This window comes from Nocardia sp. FBN12, assembly GCF_050320175.1.
Lineage (GTDB): Bacteria > Actinomycetota > Actinomycetes > Mycobacteriales > Mycobacteriaceae > Nocardia.
The window spans coordinates 1907687-1926259 of the sequence record NZ_CP190048.1 but is presented as its reverse complement, the minus strand read 5'-3'; the positions used below and the strand labels follow the sequence as shown (position 1 = coordinate 1926259).

21 protein-coding genes and 1 pseudogene are annotated in these 18573 nt (G+C 68.0%); 9 read left to right on the top strand and 13 right to left on the bottom strand.

The window, feature by feature from the left end; all coding sequences use genetic code 11:
• Window positions 1–22 precede the first annotated feature (22 nt).
• The 5 genes and pseudogenes from ACQHI0_RS09550 to ACQHI0_RS09530 all read right to left on the bottom strand — a co-directional run bounded on the left by ACQHI0_RS09550 (window position 23) and on the right by ACQHI0_RS09530 (window position 5918).
• Entirely contained in the window at window positions 23–1435 is a 1413-nt protein-coding gene (locus ACQHI0_RS09550; protein WP_427907570.1) for an ABC transporter substrate-binding protein, read from the bottom strand.
• Window positions 1436–1446: 11 nt separating this feature from the next.
• A complete protein-coding gene (locus ACQHI0_RS09545) occupies window positions 1447–1674 on the bottom strand; it encodes a 4Fe-4S dicluster domain-containing protein (RefSeq protein ID WP_427907569.1) in 228 nt (75 codons plus the stop codon).
• Window positions 1674–4339 (bottom strand): annotated as a pseudogene (locus ACQHI0_RS09540) (fumarate reductase/succinate dehydrogenase flavoprotein subunit). The gene ACQHI0_RS09545 and the pseudogene ACQHI0_RS09540 overlap by 1 nt, the downstream one beginning before the upstream one ends.
• 5 nt (window positions 4340–4344) lie before the next feature.
• Window positions 4345–5154, bottom strand: coding sequence for a GntR family transcriptional regulator (locus tag ACQHI0_RS09535; RefSeq protein ID WP_427907568.1), 810 nt, complete (start codon window positions 5152–5154; stop codon window positions 4345–4347).
• Window positions 5155–5324: 170 nt separating this feature from the next.
• Complete coding sequence (locus ACQHI0_RS09530; RefSeq protein WP_427907567.1) at window positions 5325–5918, bottom strand: TetR/AcrR family transcriptional regulator; 594 nt, start codon at window positions 5916–5918, stop codon at window positions 5325–5327.
• A 57-nt stretch (window positions 5919–5975) separates the two neighbouring features.
• Between ACQHI0_RS09530 and ACQHI0_RS09525 the strand changes: the two genes are divergently transcribed.
• A complete protein-coding gene (locus tag ACQHI0_RS09525; RefSeq protein WP_427907566.1) occupies window positions 5976–7121 on the top strand; it encodes a glycosyltransferase in 1146 nt (381 codons plus the stop codon).
• 8 nt (window positions 7122–7129) lie between these two features.
• Here ACQHI0_RS09525 and ACQHI0_RS09520 read toward each other — a convergent pair whose 3' ends face one another.
• Both ACQHI0_RS09520 and ACQHI0_RS09515 read right to left on the bottom strand, forming a co-directional pair.
• Complete coding sequence (locus ACQHI0_RS09520) at window positions 7130–8050, bottom strand: LysR family transcriptional regulator (RefSeq protein WP_427907565.1); 921 nt, start codon at window positions 8048–8050, stop codon at window positions 7130–7132.
• 17 nt (window positions 8051–8067) lie between these two features.
• Window positions 8068–8658: a YdcF family protein gene (locus tag ACQHI0_RS09515; protein ID WP_427907564.1), complete on the bottom strand. Its 591-nt coding sequence runs from the start codon at window positions 8656–8658 to the stop codon at window positions 8068–8070.
• Window positions 8659–8808: 150 nt separating this feature from the next.
• On the opposite strand from ACQHI0_RS09515, the gene ACQHI0_RS09510 reads away from it, so the two are divergent.
• Both ACQHI0_RS09510 and ACQHI0_RS09505 read left to right on the top strand, forming a co-directional pair.
• Window positions 8809–9816 carry a YeiH family protein gene (locus ACQHI0_RS09510; RefSeq protein ID WP_427907563.1) on the top strand — a complete coding sequence of 336 codons (1008 nt, stop codon included), beginning with the start codon at window positions 8809–8811 and terminating at the stop codon, window positions 9814–9816.
• Between the two features lie 74 nt (window positions 9817–9890).
• Window positions 9891–10151: a hypothetical protein gene (locus tag ACQHI0_RS09505; RefSeq protein ID WP_427907562.1), complete on the top strand. Its 261-nt coding sequence runs from the start codon at window positions 9891–9893 to the stop codon at window positions 10149–10151.
• Between the two features lie 50 nt (window positions 10152–10201).
• Here ACQHI0_RS09505 and ACQHI0_RS09500 read toward each other — a convergent pair whose 3' ends face one another.
• Window positions 10202–11947 carry a 2-isopropylmalate synthase gene (locus ACQHI0_RS09500; protein ID WP_427907561.1) on the bottom strand — a complete coding sequence of 582 codons (1746 nt, stop codon included), beginning with the start codon at window positions 11945–11947 and terminating at the stop codon, window positions 10202–10204.
• Window positions 11948–12127: 180 nt separating this feature from the next.
• Here ACQHI0_RS09500 and ACQHI0_RS09495 point away from each other — a divergent pair, with 180 nt between their 5' ends.
• Entirely contained in the window at window positions 12128–12799 is a 672-nt protein-coding gene (locus tag ACQHI0_RS09495; protein ID WP_427907560.1) for a FadR/GntR family transcriptional regulator, read from the top strand.
• Complete coding sequence (locus ACQHI0_RS09490; protein ID WP_427907559.1) at window positions 12796–13578, top strand: ABC transporter ATP-binding protein; 783 nt, start codon at window positions 12796–12798, stop codon at window positions 13576–13578. The genes ACQHI0_RS09495 and ACQHI0_RS09490 overlap by 4 nt, the downstream gene beginning before the upstream one ends.
• Window positions 13579–13630: 52 nt before the next feature.
• On the opposite strand, the gene ACQHI0_RS09485 is transcribed toward ACQHI0_RS09490, so the two are convergent.
• From ACQHI0_RS09485 to ACQHI0_RS09470, 4 genes are read right to left on the bottom strand one after another with little or no spacing between them, the layout of a single operon-like run.
• Entirely contained in the window at window positions 13631–13936 is a 306-nt protein-coding gene (locus ACQHI0_RS09485; protein ID WP_427907558.1) for an ADP-ribosylglycohydrolase family protein, read from the bottom strand.
• Window positions 13937–13988: 52 nt separating this feature from the next.
• Window positions 13989–14198, bottom strand: coding sequence for a hypothetical protein (locus ACQHI0_RS09480; protein WP_427907557.1), 210 nt, complete (start codon window positions 14196–14198; stop codon window positions 13989–13991).
• A gap of 19 nt (window positions 14199–14217) precedes the next feature.
• Window positions 14218–14742: a MepB family protein gene (locus ACQHI0_RS09475; RefSeq protein WP_427907556.1), complete on the bottom strand. Its 525-nt coding sequence runs from the start codon at window positions 14740–14742 to the stop codon at window positions 14218–14220.
• Complete coding sequence (locus ACQHI0_RS09470; protein ID WP_427907555.1) at window positions 14726–15223, bottom strand: hypothetical protein; 498 nt, start codon at window positions 15221–15223, stop codon at window positions 14726–14728. Before ACQHI0_RS09470 ends, ACQHI0_RS09475 begins: the two co-directional genes overlap by 17 nt.
• Before the next feature lie 58 nt (window positions 15224–15281).
• On the opposite strand from ACQHI0_RS09470, the gene ACQHI0_RS09465 reads away from it, so the two are divergent.
• Entirely contained in the window at window positions 15282–15893 is a 612-nt protein-coding gene (locus tag ACQHI0_RS09465; RefSeq protein WP_427907554.1) for a DinB family protein, read from the top strand.
• 1 nt (window position 15894) lies between these two features.
• Here ACQHI0_RS09465 and ACQHI0_RS09460 read toward each other — a convergent pair whose 3' ends face one another.
• A complete protein-coding gene (locus ACQHI0_RS09460; protein WP_427907553.1) occupies window positions 15895–16545 on the bottom strand; it encodes an HAD family hydrolase in 651 nt (216 codons plus the stop codon).
• A 160-nt stretch (window positions 16546–16705) separates the two neighbouring features.
• Between ACQHI0_RS09460 and ACQHI0_RS09455 the strand changes: the two genes are divergently transcribed.
• From ACQHI0_RS09455 to ACQHI0_RS09445, 3 genes are all read left to right on the top strand, one after another.
• Window positions 16706–17380 (top strand): PaaI family thioesterase, encoded by a 675-nt coding sequence (locus ACQHI0_RS09455; protein WP_427907552.1) that lies wholly within the window; start codon window positions 16706–16708, stop codon window positions 17378–17380.
• 188 nt (window positions 17381–17568) lie between these two features.
• Window positions 17569–18345 (top strand): GntR family transcriptional regulator, encoded by a 777-nt coding sequence (locus ACQHI0_RS09450; protein WP_427907551.1) that lies wholly within the window; start codon window positions 17569–17571, stop codon window positions 18343–18345.
• Window positions 18345–18572, top strand: a complete 228-nt coding sequence (locus ACQHI0_RS09445; RefSeq protein WP_056816936.1) for a 4Fe-4S dicluster domain-containing protein — start codon at window positions 18345–18347, stop codon at window positions 18570–18572. The genes ACQHI0_RS09450 and ACQHI0_RS09445 overlap by 1 nt, the downstream gene beginning before the upstream one ends.
• The last annotated feature ends 1 nt before the right edge of the window (window position 18573 follow it).

Genomic DNA, 18573 nt, shown 5'->3' with positions numbered 1-18573 from the left:
CTCCTGGTCTCACGTGACGGATCTAGCGAGCCTTCAGTGCTGCCTGGTAGTCGATCACCGTGACGCCCGGATGGGCGGCGGCGTAGTGCTGTGCGGCGGTACGGGTGGCGAAGGGAACCAGCCGATCGTCGGGTCCCGCGGCGGGATCGTCGACCCAGGTCGCGGTGGCGGCGAACAGCCGGGTACCGGTGCTGTGGTCGGGCACGTAGGCGGCACGGACGGTGGTGCCGGTGGCCGCGATCTGTCGCAGGAGACAGGTCGGGGTCTTGGCGACCGTGGTGGTCGGGGCGTCGGCGTACCACACCTCCGAGGCGGTGGCGAGACCGTCCACCACTCCCCCGCAGGTGGCATCGGCGCCGGTCAGTGGTGCGGGGGTGGCCACCGACGCACGGGCCGTGTCGTAGTCGGCGCCGTAGACGGTGCGCAGATAGCGGTCGTCGACGAACTCGCTGAGATCCAGATCCGACAGTGCGCCGAGGCTTTTCAGGAACGGCAACAGCGTGCCGAGCGCATCCACCTGTTGGGGCTTGATCGTCGGATCGAAGCTGACGAGTCCGTTCGGGCCGTTGTAGAGGTACACGACCTCGGCGGGCAGCCCGGTGATCTCGGCGACTCGTCGCGCGGCTTCGAGAGGGTTCTGGTTGAGATAGTCGGTGGTTTTGCGTACCGCGGTGAGGAACGCGGCGACGATGTCGGGATTGCCGGTGCCGAAGCGTTCGCTCGCGACGACAGCGTGGAAGGTCGGGATGCCCGCGCTACCACCGTCGTAGAGCAGTTTCGCCTTGCCGTCGTAGACGAGTTTCTGTGGCCACGGCACGAATTGGGCCAGCGCGGCCACCTGATCGCCCTGCAGGGCGGAGGCGCCGACGGCGGGATCCTGGCCGAGCAGCTTCACGTCGTCGAGGGTCATCCCGGCCGCCGACAGCCCGGTGGCGAGCATGCCGTGCGCGGCCGACCCGACACTGGTCGACACGATCTCACCGCGCAGGTCGGCGATCGTGGCGGCCGCCGAATCCGTCGGCACCACAATCTGATTCAGCGAACCGCGCAGGTTGTAGCCGGTGACAGCGATCAATTCGGACTTCACGTCGGCGTGATCGCGGGTCTTGGAGCCGTTGACCAGGATCGGCGCGTCACCCATCGACCCGATGTCGACCTGGCCCGCCAGCATCTGCGCGGTGAGCGGCGGGCCCGCGGCGAAGTCCTTCCACTCCACCTTGTAGGTGAGGCCCTTGGTCTTGCCGAGTTCGGCGAGTTCGGCCTCGAAGGTGCCGCGATCGCGCAGCAGCGTGCCCGCAGTGACGGTGTTGATCGTCTTGGACTGGTAGCCGATGTTCACGGTGACGGTCTTGCCGTCGTCGGCCGCCCCGCAGCCGGTGGCCAGGGAGGCCACCGCGGCGAAACCGAGCAGCAGCGCGGGAATTCGGGTGCTCATGGTCGGCTCTCTCAACGCAACAGGAACGGGATGTGCACGGTGACGGCGCCGACCGGGCACCGCGCGGCACACGGCCCGCAGTACCAGCATTCGTCGACGTGCATGTAGGCCTTGCCCGAATCCGGGTGGATGGCAAGGGAATCGAGCGGGCACATGTCCACGCAGAGGGTGCAGCCGTCGATACATTTCGCCTCGTCGACCGAGACCGGGACGTCGAGGCGGGCATTGACCTGGGCCATCAGAGTTCCTTTCCAGAGTTGGCGATGCCGATGCGGGCGAAGGCACGGACGTCGGCGTCCGGGTCGTCGAGGGCCGCTCGCAGCGCCGTGGTGATGTCGCGTCGCTCGGCGATCCGTTCGGCCAGTGCGCGCACTGCTGCCTTGCGGACGTCGAGGTTGGGATCGGAGACCGCCGACAGCAGTGGTGCCGCGGCGAGTTCGGGGTCGGCGGCGGCCAGGGCGATCGCTGCCGCCTGCCGGACCTGCCAGGCCGGGTCGGTCATCGCCGCGGCGGCCGTTGTGGCAGCTTGTTCGTCGCAGCCGGTGCCTGCCAGACTCGACAGAGCGGCGGCGCGGACAAGGGGCCGGGGGTCGGCAGCGAGGGCGAGCAGCGTCACCGCACCGCGCGGATCACCGATCGCCGCAATACCTTTCGCCACCCCGATCCGCACGTCCTCGTCTGCATCGCCGGCAGCGAGACCTAGTTCGTCGAGAGCGTCGACCGAGGTGAGCCCGCCCACGACGGTACGACGAACCGCCGCGTTCGAATCGCCCAGCCACCCGGCCAGCTCCGCCGCATCGGTCCTACGGTGCCGCCACAGCGCCTCGATCGCGGCCGAGCGCACCGCCGGTTCCGGCGCGGTGACGCAATTGCGCAGTGCCGCATCGAATTCCGAGCCGGGCACGAGTACCTCGAGGAGTTCTGTGAGCAAGCCGATGGCGGCGTGGCGCACGTCGACATCGGCATCGGCGAGTGCGGCGGCGAAAATCGGGGCAGCCTCGGCCCAGGCGTCAGTGGTCTCGCTGAGCACCGACAATGCCGTGCGGCGCACTTCCGGGTCGGGGTCGGTGATGAACGCGGTGAGTTCGCCGAGTTCAGGGCACTCATCGGCCAGATCCAGCAGGGCCAGCAGACGTGTGCTCATCGCGCACCCCACGCGCCGACGAGTTCGGGTGCGGAGACGTCGGCGACGCCGTCGGGCCGGACGAAGCCCGGCACCGGCACGATATAGGGGGCGACCGGCCTGGTGCGGAACTCCATCGCCCCGGTGACACCGCGATACAGGTTCAGATGACAGAACCATTCGGCATCGTTGCGTCCGGGCCAGTCGGCCCGCTGATGGTAGAGCCCCCACCGGCTTTCGGTGCGTCGCAGTGAGGCGCGGGCCGCCATCTCAGCACAGTCGCGAATGAAGGTGACCTCGGCGCAGCGCATCAATTCGTGCGGTGTGTGTCCACCCATGGCGGCGATCTCGGTGTTCATTCGTTCGAAGGCCTCGACGCCGAGGGCCAGATACGACTGCGCCTTCGGCGGCTGCAGATAGTCGTTGACGAAACGGCGCAGTTTGTATTCGACCTGCGGCTGGGGCGGGCCGTCGGGGTTGCGCAGGGGGCGGTAGATCAGCTCGTGCGCGGCCTCGATCTGATCGGCGGGTAGGTCGGGATGGGCTGCGCCGCGCGCGAATTCGCTCGCATGCGCACCGGCGATGTCGCCGTAGACGAACGCGCCGATCATGTAGTTGTGCGGCACCAGTGCCATGTCGCCCGCGGCGTAGAGGCCGGGCACGGTGGTGGCCGCGTGTTCGTCCACCCACACGCCCGAGGCGGAATGTCCACTGCACAAACCGATTTCGGAGATGTGCATCTCGATGTCGCCGGTGCGATAGTCGGTGCCACGGCCTTCGTGGAAGGTCCCACGGGTGGGGCGTTCGGTGGTGTGCAGGATCCCTTCGATCTCGCGGATCGTGGCGTCGGGCAGGTGGCTCAGTTTCAGATAGATCGGGCCACGCGCGCTGTCGAGTTCGGACTTGACCTCGGCCATCATCTGACCCGACCAGTAGTCGCAGTCGACGAAGCGATTGCCTTCGGAGTTGACCGTGTAGCCGCCGAACGGGTTGGCCACATACGCGCAGGCGGGCCCGTTGTAGTCCTTGATGAGCGGGTTGATCTGGAAGCATTCGATGCCGGAGAGTTCCGCGCCCGCGTGGTAGGCCATCGCGTAGCCGTCACCGGCGTTGGTGGGGTTCTCGTAGGTTCCGTACAGATAGCCCGAGGCGGGTAGGCCGAGTCGACCACACGCGCCGGCCGCCAGGATCACCGCGCCCGCCGAGATGGTGACGAATTCGCCGGTGCGCGTGTCGAATCCGACCGCGCCGACCGCGCGTCCGTCGACGGTGAGTACCCGTACCGGCATCACCCGGTTGCTGATGGTCACCTTGGATCGGACGTCGCGGGCGCGCAGGGTGCGGTAGAGCACCTTCTTCACGTCGCGCCCCTCCGGCATCGGCAGGACGTAGGAGCCGGAGCGGTGCACTTTGCGGACTGCGTATTCGCCGTGCTCGTCCTTCTCGAACTTGACGCCGTAGCCTTCGAGGCGCTGGACCATCTCGAAACCCCGTGTGGCGGTTTCGTAGACGGTGCGCTGGTTGACGATCCCGTCGTTGGCGACGGTGATGTCGGCGACGTAGTCCTCGGGGCTGGCTTTGCCGGGAACGACGGCGTTGTTGACACCGTCCATGCCCATGGCGAGCGCGCCGGAGTGCCGGACGTGGGCCTTCTCGAGCAGTAGCACGCTGGCGCCGTGCCGGGCGGCGGTGAGCGCGGCCATGGTGCCCGCGGTGCCGCCACCGACGATCAGGACGTCGCAGGTCAGTTCTCGCCGGTCGGTCAGCGGTGGAATCTGCATGGGGATCAACCCCTTTCGTGGTTGTCGCGGATGCGCCGCGGGGTCACCGGGACACGGTCGAGCCGCCCGGACAGGGAAAACCGGTCGCCGCGATAGCGGATGTATTCGAGATCGACGGGTCGGCCGGAGTCGGTGTAGGTGAGCCGTTCGAGGAACAGCAGCGGTGATCCCGCGCGGACCTGCAGCAGTCCGGCGACGGTGGGATCGGCGGCGACCGCCTCGATCGCGACCGCGGCCGAGCCAAGTGGCAGGCCGAGTTCGGCTTCGAGGAGGCCGAACACGTCGCAGCCGGTGAGGTCCTTGTCCAGCAGCGGAATGCCGACATCAGCGGTGAGGTAGCTGGCGTCGAGCGAGAGTGGGGCGCCGTCAAGGTAGCGCACCCGTTCCAGCGCGACGACCGGATCACCGGGCTGGAGCTCGAGCCGTTCGGCGACCAGCGGTGTGGCGGGCACGACCTCGGCGAGCAGGACCTGGTTCACCACCCGGTCGCTGCTGGTCTCGAAGGTTTCGGCGAGGCCGCGCAGGCGGTCGAGACCCTGTACGGCCTTGTCGGCGACGACGAAGGTGCCCGCACCGGGGACCCGGTCGATCAGGCCCTCGTCGCGCAGCAGGGTGAGCGCGTCGCGGACGATATTGCGGCTGGTGGCGAAGTCGGCGGCGAGCTGGGCTTCGGCGGGCAGTGCGCGTGTGCCGTAGACGCCGCTGCGAATGCGGGCACGCAGGATGTCGCGGATACGCCGGGCCGGTGCGCTGCGTCTGCCCGAACCCGGATCGGGAGGCCGTGGCCTCGCCGAGGAGGCTGGAGTGGCTGTCATGTGGCAAATGCTGCGAACGCCGCGTTACGAGGGACGTTTCGGGCAATTACCGGCTGGTTACGCCAGTTCCAGATCCCTGGCAAGAGCCGTGACCTGCGGTTATGTCAACGCTCGTATCAATCCCACCACTACCGGACGGGGAACCCGGTGCCCGGCGGACTCCTGCGCGATCAGTCAGCGCCGAGGTGGAGGCGGATCGTGTCACGAACCCAGCGCCTGTACCGGTCGAGCGACCAGCCTCGTTGGTTGACGAGATTCCCGTAGGTACCGGTGTTCACCAGACCCCACAGCATGTCGGCTACCGACTCGACGTCGATGTTCGGCGGTAGTGCGCCATCGCGCTCCAGTCGCCGCCCGAGCTCGAGCAGTTCTCCGTAGCGATCCGCCTCGCGCACCCGCAAGGTCTCCTCGACTTCCGGATGCTGGCGCCGAGCCACGACGAGCGCCTCGTGAATCCGCCACACCCTGGCCGCGACCTCGACATCGGCGGCGATTGTCGCGTCGAGCGCCTCCCACGCGGTCATCGTGTCCGTGATCGGGTGCCGTTCGAGTGCCGGAACGACATCGGTGTCGTAGATGTGCAGGTGCAGGGCGGTCAACAACTCGATCTTCGACGGGAAGTGGAGGTAGATCGCCTGACGCGATACCCCGGCTTCCTTCGCGACAGCTCCGAGGCCTGCGCCGTGATAGCCGTGCTCCTCGAACATCGCGCGCGCCGACTCGAGGATCTGGGTCCGGGTTTGGGGACGTCCGCCACTTGACACGCTGTAAACCATACCGTACTTTACAAGCTGTCAAGCAAATCCTCGAGGAGGAACGTCATGGCTCGCTACCTGATCACCACCTGGGACGGCGCGGGGAACCTCGTCCCGACTCTCGGCATCGCGCGTGCCCTGGTCGATCGCGGCCACGACGTGCGAATACTCGGCCACGAGACGATCGCGCGACGATGCGCCGATGTCGGCGCCCGCTTCGTCACCCTGACGCAGGGCGAGGGCTGGGACGCGATGGATACCCCGGACGACTCCGAAGCCGAGATCGCGCTCATGATCGAGCAGCTGTGCTTCAGTTCGTCCATCGCGAGCGACCTCGCGCGAGAGCTCGACCGCGAGCCCGCCGACGCGGTGATCGTCGATTGCCTGCTCTTCACCGCGATCGACGTCGCGCTGGCATCGGGCACGCCGACCGCGACGCTGTTCCACACGGCGTACACCATCTTCCGGGGCGGGCCGCTGGTCGAGATGTTCGCCCCGGGTATCGCGATCGCGAACGCGAGGCGCGCGGAACTCGGCCTGCCCACGATCGAGAGTCTCGCCGAGATCCACGACGCGTGTGCGCGGGCCCTCGTCGCGGTGCCGAAGGAGTTCGAGCCCGACGTGCCGGACGCGGCCAACGTGGTCCGCATCGGACCGGTGCTCGACGCGCCCGCCCTGTCGCGCGAGATCGACGAGGTCGATGTCGGCGACGGGTCGAAGCCGCTGGTCCTGGTCGCACTGAGCACCAGCGAGCAAGGTCAGGCAGATCTGCTGCAGCGGTGTGTCGACGCGGTCGCGCGGATGCCGGTGCGCGCCATCGTCACAACCGGAGCGGCGATCGACCCGGCGACTGTGCGAGCGGGCGCCGATACCCAAGTCGTGCGGTATGTGCCGCACGCCGACATCCTCCCGTCGGCCTCACTGGTGATCACCCATGCCGGACTCGGCACGACGATGGCCGCGCTCGGTCGCGGTGTGCCGTTGCTGTGCACCCCGATGGGCCGCGATCAGTTCTTCAACGCCGAACAGGTCCACACCCTCGGCGCGGGCCTGACACTGATGCCCGATGCGAGCAGTGAGGTGATCGCGCAGGCCGCCGCACAGATCCTCGGCGACAGCGGCTTCGCCTCGGCCGCGAAACAGCTGGCCGTCACGATCAGCGACTACGGCGGCGCGGCGCAGGCCGTTACCGTCATCGAGGCGCTCGGATAGGGCACCGCTCAACCGCGCACCTTCTCGAGCAGCGCGGCCCGCTCCACGAGCAGTTCGCCCGGCCCGGTCGGCGGCGTGTTGCGGCGCCAGATGGCCCGGAATTTGCGGGTCAGGCGGGCGGAATCAGCCGAGGGGACCTCCACCAGGGTGCCGGTGACGAGGTCAGGGGCGGCGATCAATCGGCTCAGGACCGCGGGGGCCATGCCGGTTCTGGCGGCTGCCACGATCGCGCCGGTCGAGCCGAGTTCGGCGGCCGGACCGGTGGGTGGGGCGGCGGTGGCCAGCAGGTCCCAGACAGTGTCGCGGGTGCCGGAGCCGGGTTCGCGCCACAGCAGGGCGGTACCTGCCAGTTCCTGGAGCGTGACCGGGGACTTGCGTTGCGCCCATGGATGATTCGGGGCCACGACCACGACGAGGTCGTCGGCGCCGAGTACCCGGCTGCCGAGTCCGGCCGGGGGGTGCGGGCCTTCCACGAAGCCGAGATCGGCGGTGCCGTCCCGGACGAGACCCGCGACCTGCGTGGAGTTCTCGACCTCGAGGGAGATCACGACTTCGGGGTGATCGGTACGCAGGGCGGCGAGCCAATGCGGAATACGGTGGTCGGCAATGGTTTTGGAGGCGGCGATGCGCAGGCGGGGGGCCTGGGCGGCCCGGAGCCGGGCGACGTCGTCCACGAGGTCGTGTACCGCGGCCAGGACGGTCCGGGCGTGGGCGACGACGGCGCGGCCCGCATCGGTGAGTTCGGAGCCGGTCGGACCGCGGTCGAGCAACTTCACGTGCATACGGCGTTCCAGCGCGGTGATCCGCATGCTCGCGGCGGGCTGGCTGACGCCGTGTCTGCGGGCGGCGGCGCCCAGGCTGCCCTCTTCGGCCACCGCCACGAGGAGAGCGAGAACCTCCAGGTCGGGTGTTCCGGGTGGCAGGGTCATCCGTTGATTATGGGTGATCACGAATCGTCGGCGCGGGTGTGGTGGAGCCTTTTGGCGACGCCGTACAGGGCGAAGACCGGTTTCAGCGGTAGCCACTCGCCGAAGCGATACTCGTTTCCGGGCGCCAGCCGGGCGGCCAGCTCCGGGCTCTGTTCGGCGAGATACTCCCGAGCGGACGCGGCGTGGGTGGGCAGCGAGACGATCTTGATCCGGTCGACGTCCTTCAGGAACGGAATCGCGAAAGCGATGTTCTCCCACGTGGATCGGCTCGACTCCTCCAACACGAGTTCACCCTGGTAACCGCGGGTTTGTGTCGCGTACTCAGCCATCAGCGCGGCCTCGGTCCGCGGGCCCGCACACGCTCCGCCGCACAGAACGAGGCGAGATTCGGGCGCCGTAGGATCGACTGATCGCAGGCCCGCGCGCACCCGCCACCGGTTCATCGCATTGGCATGGGTGCCGGCATTGCGATATCCGAGGACGACCACCGCTTCCGAGCCCCCGGTCGCCGCGCCCAGGCATCGGTGCGATGCACGCCAGTTGGCCCACTCGCCCCACAGCAGCACCCCGAGACCAGCAGCGACAGCGAACTGAGTTCGTTTCCGCACACATCCAGCAAACCATGAACCGTGGCAGGTTTCCCACCGGCTACTGATCATCAGCCCTCCGGGTCGGGCCGATCGGCCATAAACCAGACTTATGTCCCCCTCCTGATTCGGCCTCTACCTGGGAACCTGCCGCGAGGCGAAGGTGAAGAAGTGAACCGCGTACGCACCCTCGCCCCTGGTCTGGTCCTCGCCGCACTCCTGGCCACAGTGGCCACGCCGTTGGGCAAGGCGCTGCCGATGATCGGCGCACCGGTGCTCGCGCTGGGTGCGGGCGCCGCCGCCGGCGTCGTGCTGCGTCGACGTGACGTGACAGGCGAGACGTTCGGACCCGGGCTCGACGTCGCGCGGCAACGTTTGCTCGGACTGGCCATCGTGCTGCTCGGCCTCGGTTTGCCGCTCGGGTCGGTGATGGTTGTGGGGCGCGAGACAGCGGTCGTGCTGCTCGGGACGCTGCTCGCCGGCGGGGTGGCGGCGTTCTTCGTCGGACGGATGCTGGCGGTCGACAAGGAGTCGGCCACCCTGATCGCCGTCGGCACGACGATCTGCGGCGCCTCCGCCATCGCCGCCGCCACCGCGGTCCTGCGACCCGACAAACAACGGGTCGCCTACGCCCTCGGCACCATCTTCATCTTCAATGTGACCGCTGTGCTGGTGTATCCGCCGCTGGGGCGCGCGCTCGGCCTGTCGCAGGAAGCGTTCGGGCTGTGGGCGGGCACCGCGATCAACGACACCTCCTCGGTTCTGGCCGCAGGCGTCATCTTCGGTGCGGGCGCGGCCCAGTTCGCGGTGATCGTGAAAATGGTTCGCAGCCTCGCCATCATCCCGCTCTGTATCGGCCTGCACGTCGGTCGGCGTCACATCATCGACGAAACCGGTACGCCCCAGACTTCGCTCCTCAGAGCGGTCCCTCTCTTCGTTATCCTGTTCCTGGCCGCCTCCGTCCTCGCGGGCCTTGACATCCTCCCCACCGACCTGACCGCCCCGCTCGCCACTACCAGCAGCTGGCTGATCGCCGCCGTCCTCGCCGCCATCGGCACCTCGCTGAGCCTGGCCCGCCTCCGCAGCGCAGGCGTGCGCCCCTTGATCCTCGGCGGCACCCTCGGCCTGATCCTCGGCACCACCAGCCTCGGCCTGATGTATCTGACCGGATGGTGCTGAATCGCGGAGCCCGCTCTCGACAACGAGCACTAGAATCGCTGGACATCAGAAGCTCGCGCGGACAGGAGGATGTCATGAACAACGTTTTCCGGATCATCGCCACCGCAGGTGCCGCCGCGGCATTGACCCTGGCTACCGCTGGAATCGCGGCAGCCGAGGAAGTAGCGCCGCGCTCGTCACCACTGGTCGAGTACATCGAGTCGTGGCCGCCCGCCCCCGCGGGGTGCAACGAGGCCTGGGACCCGATCGAGGATGCGATCGAGGACTCGGTCCCGCCACAGTACGAGCCGGAGTTCGATGCGTTCGACGACTGGTGCGAGGGCGACGCGGACTGACTCGCCCCGGCGATGCGGGGCGGCCGCGAGTCCGACCGCCCCGCCTCGACCTATCCCGTCGCGTTGACGGCGTTCATCACCGCTTCCAGCGAGGCCGCCACGACCGAGGTGTCGCGGCCGAATGCCCAGCCGGTGCGCGCTGCCGCTCGGTATTCGACATAGCTCACGGCAGTGCTGCCCGCGCCCTTGTCCACGGAGTGCTGGGTCAGCCCGAGGATCTTGATGGGATAGCCCGCCCGGTCGAGTGCGGCGGTCAGGGCGGCGACGGGGCCGACCCCGTGGTGCACCGAGTGCCGTTCGCTGCCGCGTGCGTCGAGGATGATCTCGGTGGCGCCGTCGGCGATTCGCCACTGCACCAGCGTGATTCGCTGATCAGGGGAGGTGTACGCCTGCTCGAACAGCGTGAAGAGCTCCTTGCCGGCGATCTCCGCGCCGGTGCCGTCGGTGTGCACTTGTACGCGCTTCGCGAGATCGATCTGCAGCCGGCGCGGCAGGTCCAGACCGTATTCGGCGTGCAGCAGGTAGGCGATGCCGCCCTTTCCCGACTGTGAGTTGACCCGGATCACGGCGTCGTAGGAGCGGCCGAGGTCGGCGGGGTCGATCGGCAGATACGGCACCCGCCACTGCGATTCACGCTCGGCGATGCCCTGCGCCGCTGCCCGCTCGCGGTGCTCGGCCATGCCCTTGCGGATCGCGTCCTGGTGAGTGCCGGAGAAGGCGGTGTGGACGAGATCGCCGACGTAGGGATGTCTTTCGGGTACGGGCAGGCGGGTGCAGTGCTCGACGGTGCGGCGGATCTCGTCGATGTCGGAGAAGTCGATCATCGGGTCGACGCCTTGCGCGTGCAGGTTCAGTGCCAGGGTGGCGATGTCGACGTTGCCGGTGCGTTCACCGTTGCCGAAGACGCAGCCTTCCACGCGTTGGGCACCCGCCAGCACCGCCAGTTCGGCGCAGGCGATACCGGTCCCCCGGTCGTTGTGCGGGTGCACCGACAGGATCACGCCGTCGCGGCGAGCCAGATTGCGGTGCATGTACTCGATCTGGTCGGCGTAGATGTTCGGGGTCGCGACCTCCACTGTCGCAGGCAGATTCAGCGTCACCGGGCGTTGCGAGGTGGCCTGCCACAGCTCGGTGACGGCGTCGCAGATCTCGAGGGCGAAATTCGGTTCGGTCAGATTGAACACCTCGGGCGAGAACTGGAAGCGTACGTTCGGCCGGTCGCCCGCCAGTTCCAGGACATCGCGCGCACCGGCGACGATCAACTCGCGCAGTTGCGCACGGTCCTTGCCGAGGACCACGTCACGCCAGACCGGCGCGGTGGCTGTGTACAGGTGGATCACCACGTCGTTGGTGATGCCGCGCACCGACTCGACGGTCCGTTCGATCAGGTCGCGGCGTGCGGGGGTGAACACGACGATGGCCACGTCCGGCGGTGCGATCGGTGTTTCGGCCAGCAGGCGCACGAAATCGAAGTCGGTTTGCGAGGCGGACGGGTAGCCGACCTCGATCTCCTTGTAACCCATGGCGATCAGGAGTTCGAAGAACCGGCGTTTGCGGGCGGGGTCCATCGGTTCGGCCAGCGCCTGATTACCGTCACGCAGGTCGACGGGCACCCACAGCGGCGCGGTGGTCATCCGCGCGTTCGGCCAGTCGCGGTGTCCGACGGGAACATCCACGCGTCGATGGATATCGCGGTATCGATACGACGGCATCGCCGAGTGGCGCTGCCGATTCCACGCGGGCGCGCCGTCGGCGACGGCGCCCGAGGGGGTGGTCAGGGTGGGGAATTCGGTCATGACTTGTTCTGCTTCCCGGCCGCTACGGGCCACGAGACGACGGTGACCGGCCATGACGGAGCCCCACGGCGGGGCGGCCGGTCGGTCAGGCCCCGCCGTGGCGGCCGAGAAGAAGCGCGGTGTAGGTCATGATGGGTACACTTCTACCACAACTCCTCAGACAAGTAGAGAGGTCTGCCGGTGGTATCGCAGGTACGACGTCAGCCGCTGGCCGCGCAAGCGGCTGAGCTCCTGCTCGCGCGGGTTCGTGCGGGCGAGTGGCCGCTGGGTCATCGTTTGCCGGGTGAGACGCTGCTCGCCGCTCAGCTCGGTGTCGGCCGATCGACGCTGCGGGAGGCGATCCGGGAGCTCGCGGGCAAAGGTGTGCTCGACAGCAGGCAGGGCTCCGGGGTATTCGTCACCGCGCTCGACGTGGCCGAGGATTGGGATGTCGTGCTCCGTGGCGCCACCATCGCCGCGGTGATCGAGGCGCGCATCGCGATCGAGGCGGAGGCCGCCGCCCTCGCCGCGCAACGGCGCACCCCTGCCGATCTGCGGGCCATCCGGCGCGCGCTCGCGGGTCGCCGTGCCGAAGGCCAGACCGTCGCCGATCACGTCGACGCCGACATGGCATTCCATCGCGCGGTCATCGTGGCCGCGCACAACGACGTGCTCACCCAGCTGTTCGACAGCTTCCTCCCGCGCCTGCGCCTGGCCATGATCGACATGCTCGAGTTGCGCCCGGTCCGCTCCGAGGAGGCCGATCACCGCGCGCACGAGCAGCTCGCCCAGGCGATCGCCGACCGAACCCCCACTGCCGCAGCGGAATTCAGCCGCACCCACCTGTCAACTCTGAAGGAGGCCTTCTCGTGACCGGCGCCCCCGTGATCGAACTCGACGACGTGACCTTCCGCCGAGACGGCAAGAAGATCATCAATGGCATCTCACTGACGGTCCGCGCCGGTGAGCACTGGGCCCTGCTCGGTCCCAACGGCGCGGGCAAGAGCACCCTGCTCGGCTTCTGCGGCGCGGTCACCTTCCCCACCACCGGGGCCGTGCGCGTGCTCGGCGAACAGTTCGGCCGGGTGGAGTTGGCCCGGCTGCGGCGCTCGATCGGCCACGTGAACCCGCGCCATCCGCTGCGCTACGCCCTCACTGTGCGCGAGGTCGTCCTCACCGGGGTCACCGGCACGATCGATACGCCCATGCGCTGGTCGCCGACCCCCGACGACCTCGTCCGTGCCGACGCGATCATCGACACCCTCGGCCTGTCCGGCAAGACCGACGACATCTGGCCCACCCTGTCCCAGGGCGAACGCGGCCGCACCCTGATCGCCCGCGCCCTGATCAGCGACCCCGAAGTCCTGCTCCTTGACGAACCGTCCACCGGCCTCGACCTGGCCGCCCGCGAACAACTCCTCACCACCATCGACACCCTCGATCGCACCCACCCCGAGGTCGCCTCGATCCTGGTCACCCACCACCTCGAGGAACTCCCGAGCACCACCACCCACGCACTGCTGATCGCCGACGGCCACACCGTCGCCGCGGGCCCCGCCACCGATGTCATCACCACCGACCACGTCTCCACCGCCTTCGCCCACCCGATCGAGGTTCGCTACGACGGCCGCTGGAGTGCCCGAGCCCGCTGAACCCGACGTGCGCGTGCGCGTCCGTCGGTCGAGCCCATGACGACACCCACCGCTACCGCTCGTTTCCCGCCGATCGCTCGAATGCCCAGGCGGGCAGAGATTCGCACGCATCGAGCCACTCTCGCGGAACTCCGTGGACCGAGCCGCAGTCTCCGGCACCGGTGTGGGCTGCGACGATGCCGCCGACGATCGCGGCCGTGGTGTCGACGTCGCCACCGGCTTCGACACAAGCGGTGACGGCGCGTGGATAGTCCTCGAGATAGGTGGCGGCTACCCACAGCGTGAAGGGCGGTGAGCCCATCGACCAGGTACGGCTCGACAGCCTGCAGCAATTCGTCTGGCGTACAGCCCTTTTCACGGGTCTCCGTGGCATACGCGGCGGCAACCGCCGCAACACGAACTCCCGTCGGCTATACCAGCTCGACCTCGTCGAATCCAACGGTCAGCTTGTGCCGGCGCTCGCGCAGGACATTTCCCTCGCAGTGCACAGTCCCCTCCCCGAATTCGATCCGTAGCTCCGACCGCCGAGCGTCGACCTCTCGGACAACCCCGCAGACGCCGCTGAAAGGACCGGCCGGAAAGTACACGACGTCGCCCGGCCCGTATTCGGTAATCCCCACGGCGCCACTGTAATCCATGTCAGTGGGTGTCGGTGGCGCGCAGCGAAGGACGTACGGGTACATACAGATTTTCGGCCTGCCGCATGTCGAGATTCTCGAGGTCGAGAAAGTAGGCGGATTGCCATTTCTGGGACCTGTGCGCCTGCTTGTTCTCGGTCACCGACCACGGTGGATACAGACGAAATCCGCGTTTGCCGCCGCGGCCCGCGACCGACACGATCCCGTGTTCGACGAGTGCGTTTCGGGAGAACACGAATTGGCCGACACGTGGTTCTTCGCGGACTGTGATCACCAGTAGATCAACGCCGTCCTCGTCGGCGAAGGGCTGCGTCGAGCCGTCGTCGGCACGCTGCCACACGGAAACGAACAGGCCCACTTTCGCCGGAGTCCGCTTACCCACCCGGAACCGGACCGTGCCATGGCCGACCCTGGACACGAAGGCTCCGTACTCTGCATTCTCCACCTCGGGAACAGCAGCCGACATGTCCAGTCCCAGCAGGGTGATGAGGCTGCGCGCCGCGAGAACGTCAGGGTGCGGGGTCATCCGAGCCTTCGAAGTCGAGGTCGAAGTCGTTGAGGAGTTCGTCGGCTCGGGACAGGGCTTGGTCGAGTTCGTCGGTGACGGAGTCCATCAGGGATATGCCGTCGAGCATGTCGGACAGTTCGGTGTGGAGGGCATGGAGCTCGGCGATCGAAGGGTCGACAGTGGTCCAGACGACGGTGTCGGACCACCAGGTGTCGCGTTGGATCCACGACCACATGATGTCGCGGACCAGGAGTGCGTCGCTGGTGAACAGCTGGCGATGTTCGGAGCCGGTGGTGTGCTCGAGTTCGTAGGTGCCGTCGTCGAGGTAGCGCGCCTGGATGTGGTCCGTCGGGGTCCGCGTGAGGAGGAGGAAGGGATGCTCGGGGGCCGGATCGGTGGCCGCGGCGCCGGGGCGGGCGGGGTCGACGGGGTGCGGGGCATCGGAGCCGTCACCGACGTGGACTACGACTTCGGGCTGGTCGTCGCGCTGGTCACCCATCGGGCCAGTGTGCCGGATCGGCGATGACCTCGGACAACCGGACCGATGAATCGGTGACGTGTACAGCGAGCATGACGTCCTGGCCGGAACCGAGCCACTGAAATTCCGGCTGCGCCACATCATGACGGCGGGTAGCCTCGCCCCGATGACGTGGAAAGCGCCCGAGATCGAGCCGACCAGAACCCTGGTAGGTGCGGATGAACGACCGATGTTGCAGTCCTGGTTGGACTTTCACCGTCAGACCCTGCTCGGCAAATGCGGCGGCCTCGACGGCGAGCAGCTCGCCGCGCGCTCGGTGGAGCCGTCCTCGCTCTCGCTGCTCGGCCTCGTCCGGCACCTCACCGAGGTGGAGCGGGGCTGGTTCCGGTTGTCGGCCGCCGGCGAGGATGTCGAACCGGTCTACAGCACCGATGACGAGCCCGACGCCGACTTCGACGACCTCACGTCAGTGCCCGCCGAGGCGGTCTTCGCCACGTTCCACGCCGAGGTCGCCGCCTGTGACGCCGCCGTCGCCTCGCTCTCGCTCGACCACGTGTTCCACGTCCCGTGGCGTAGCGACGACTACACCCTGCGCTGGGTGTATCTGCACATGATCGAGGAATACGCCCGCCACAACGGCCATGCCGACCTGTTGCGCGAGCGGACCGACGGGGTCACCGGCAGCTTCTGAGTCAGCCGGTGATCACTTCGGGGGTGAGCTCGTGGAGATCGCCGATGACCGCGTCGGCCAGGGCGAGGGCGTCGGGGTGTGGCGGGAACTCCGGACGCGGCGCCGCGATCAGGCGCATTCCGGCGTTGTGCGCGGAGGTCAGCCCGTTGGTCGAATCCTCCACGGCCGTACAGTCTTTCGGTTCCACGCCGAGCCGCTGCGCGACGGTCAGATAAACATCGGGTGCCGGCTTGCCGCGACCGACCTCCTCGGTGGACAGCACCACACCGAAATAGTCGAGCAGCCCGGCCTTCGCGAGCACCAGATCGATCAGGGTGGCCGGTGAGGAGCTGGCCAGGCCGAGTTTCCAGGAACCCGCGCACCTTTGCACCGCCTCGACGGCGCCGGGCAGCAGCGGGACGTGGTGCGCGTATTTGTCGGCCATCAGATCGATGACGTCGGCGGCCACCTTTTCGGGGGGCTCAGCCACGCCCAGGTCGTCGGCCAGGTACGACGACCACTCGACGGTGTTCATCCCCATCATCTTCTTCTGCGAATCCGGTTGCCACCGGCCACCTTTGAGGATGACGTATTCGTTCCTGACCTGTTCCCAGATGGGCTCGGAATCGATCAGCACGCCGTCCATGTCGAACACAACCGCCGCGTTACCCATGTGCTCAGCCTTTCGCCACTCACCCGGAAACGGCACCACCGGCGGTGCGCCGACTCTCCGGAAACCTTGGAGACCTACTCGGTGATCGGCATCCACCCTAGTTGACCCGACACCGATCCCCGACGCGAACAACCAGCTCGGCAGCGATAACGTGTTACATATGGACGATACACAGGTCGGCAGCTCGCTCCCGGACGAGAAGCATCACGAAGGCGGATTCCGGCCGGTTGCCGAGCTGATCCAGGCGCGCAAAGACCGCGACGCCGACAACACGGTGGGCGGACCGCACTACGGCGAACTGATCGAACAGGTCCGCGAGCTGATGGATCGGGCGCGACTGGTCAACCCGTCCGACGAGCTCGCCAAGGAGGCCATCGCCACCCTCGAGCAGCTCAATGCCCGCCTCGACGAGGCGGTGGTGGACGAGTGGTCCTCGCCCAGCTGGACCCGCACCGACCTGCCCGCGCGCGGCAACATCACGTTGCCGCCGTACACGGTGGTCAGCGGCGACCGCGACGGCGTCACCGCGAAAGTCACCTTCCGCACCTTCCACCTGGGCGGCAACAACGCCGCACACGGCGGGCACATCGCGCTCGCCTTCGACGACATCATCGGTATGACCGCCGCGCTGTCCACGAAGTCCGTGACCCGCACGGCCTCGCTCACCCTGGACTACCGATCGATCACCCCGCTCAACCGCGAGCTCACCGTGCGCGCGTGGACCGAGCGCGTCGAGGGCCGCAAGGTGTATCTACGGGCGACTCTGCACGACGGCGACCGGTTATGCGCCGAGGCGAAGGGGTTGTTCATCGTGCTCAAGGCCGGCCAGCCCTGACCCACCGCCGACATTGCGATCGACGTGATCGCAATGTCGGCCGCACGGCCCGAGGTGGCGCAATAGCAGTTTCCGGTCGGATACGCGCAGGTCGCGCGAACCGCCACCCGGCGTAGAAACATCCCCTGAATTCGCACCCGAATCGCGGCGGGACGGGTGCCCCACAATCGCCGCTATCGTCGCTGTTCATGCAGGTCAGCGAGAAAACAGGGGCTCCGGAGCCCACCCCGATCCGGGGCCAGCGCGCCGATCGGGCGCGTCGGGTGGCCGATATCCTGCGCCACCAGATCCTGGCGGGCGCCGTGCGTGGCACCGTGCCCGGCGAGCAGGAGCTCGCCGCCGAGCACGGCACCTCCCGCAATACCGTGCGCGAAGCGCTGGCGCTGCTGCGCGACGAGGGACTCATCGATCGCGCCCCGAAACTCGGCACCCGGGTCGCCGCCCGCAAGTTCGACCACGGCCTGGACGCCCTACTCGGCCTACAGGAGACGCTCACCGGGCACGGCACCGTCCGCAACGAGGTCCGGGCCGCCACCACGATCACCGCTCCCCCGGCCGTCGCGCGCCGGCTCGCGCTGACGCCGGGCGACAAGGTCGTCTACATCGAACGGCTGCGGTTTCTCGCCGAGCTGCCGCTGAGCCTCGACCTCACCTATCTCGCGCCCGATGTCGGCGCCGAAGTGCTCGCCCACGATCTCGAGACCACCGACGTGTTCGTGCTGCTCGAACAGGTCACCGGCCGGTCGCTGGGCGCCGCCGACCTCGCGCTGGAAGCTGTCGCGGCCGACCCGCACACCGCGACCACCCTGGATACCCCGGCCGGTGCGCCGCTGCTGATGCTCGAACGCCTCACCCACCTCGACGACGGCCGTCCCGTCGACCTCGAATACATCCGCATGCGCGGTGACCGCATCACCATGCGCGGCCACCTCACCCGCAGCTCCCCCGAATGGAAGGTCCTGTAATGGCACTGGTCCCCCAGCGCGCCGACGTCCCGGTGACGATCGACGAATCACTGTGCATCACCGGCTGCACGCTCTGCGTCGACATGTGTCCACTCGATTCCCTTGCCATTCACGACGATTCGGGCAAGGCCTACATGCACGTCGACGAGTGCTGGTACTGCGGGCCGTGCGCGGCCCGCTGCCCCACCGGCGCCGTCACCGTCAACATGCCCTATCTGCTCCGCTGAC

What these genes read in the sequence shown, in the direction of transcription:
- ACQHI0_RS09550 (WP_427907570.1), bottom strand. Translation starts at nt 1,435, where the DNA reads ATGAGCACCCGAATTCCCGCGCTGCTGCTCGGTTTCGCCGCGGTGGCC.
- ACQHI0_RS09545 (WP_427907569.1), bottom strand. Translation starts at nt 1,674, where the DNA reads ATGGCCCAGGTCAATGCCCGCCTCGACGTCCCGGTCTCGGTCGACGAG.
- ACQHI0_RS09535 (WP_427907568.1), bottom strand. Translation starts at nt 5,154, where the DNA reads ATGACAGCCACTCCAGCCTCCTCGGCGAGGCCACGGCCTCCCGATCCG.
- ACQHI0_RS09525 (WP_427907566.1), top strand. Translation starts at nt 5,976, where the DNA reads ATGGCTCGCTACCTGATCACCACCTGGGACGGCGCGGGGAACCTCGTC.
- ACQHI0_RS09520 (WP_427907565.1), bottom strand. Translation starts at nt 8,050, where the DNA reads ATGACCCTGCCACCCGGAACACCCGACCTGGAGGTTCTCGCTCTCCTC.
- ACQHI0_RS09505 (WP_427907562.1), top strand. Translation starts at nt 9,891, where the DNA reads ATGAACAACGTTTTCCGGATCATCGCCACCGCAGGTGCCGCCGCGGCA.
- ACQHI0_RS09500 (WP_427907561.1), bottom strand. Translation starts at nt 11,947, where the DNA reads ATGACCGAATTCCCCACCCTGACCACCCCCTCGGGCGCCGTCGCCGAC.
- ACQHI0_RS09475 (WP_427907556.1), bottom strand. Translation starts at nt 14,742, where the DNA reads ATGACCCCGCACCCTGACGTTCTCGCGGCGCGCAGCCTCATCACCCTG.
- ACQHI0_RS09470 (WP_427907555.1), bottom strand. Translation starts at nt 15,223, where the DNA reads ATGGGTGACCAGCGCGACGACCAGCCCGAAGTCGTAGTCCACGTCGGT.
- ACQHI0_RS09460 (WP_427907553.1), bottom strand. Translation starts at nt 16,545, where the DNA reads ATGGGTAACGCGGCGGTTGTGTTCGACATGGACGGCGTGCTGATCGAT.
- ACQHI0_RS09455 (WP_427907552.1), top strand. Translation starts at nt 16,706, where the DNA reads ATGGACGATACACAGGTCGGCAGCTCGCTCCCGGACGAGAAGCATCAC.
- ACQHI0_RS09450 (WP_427907551.1), top strand. Translation starts at nt 17,569, where the DNA reads ATGCAGGTCAGCGAGAAAACAGGGGCTCCGGAGCCCACCCCGATCCGG.
- ACQHI0_RS09445 (WP_056816936.1), top strand. Translation starts at nt 18,345, where the DNA reads ATGGCACTGGTCCCCCAGCGCGCCGACGTCCCGGTGACGATCGACGAA.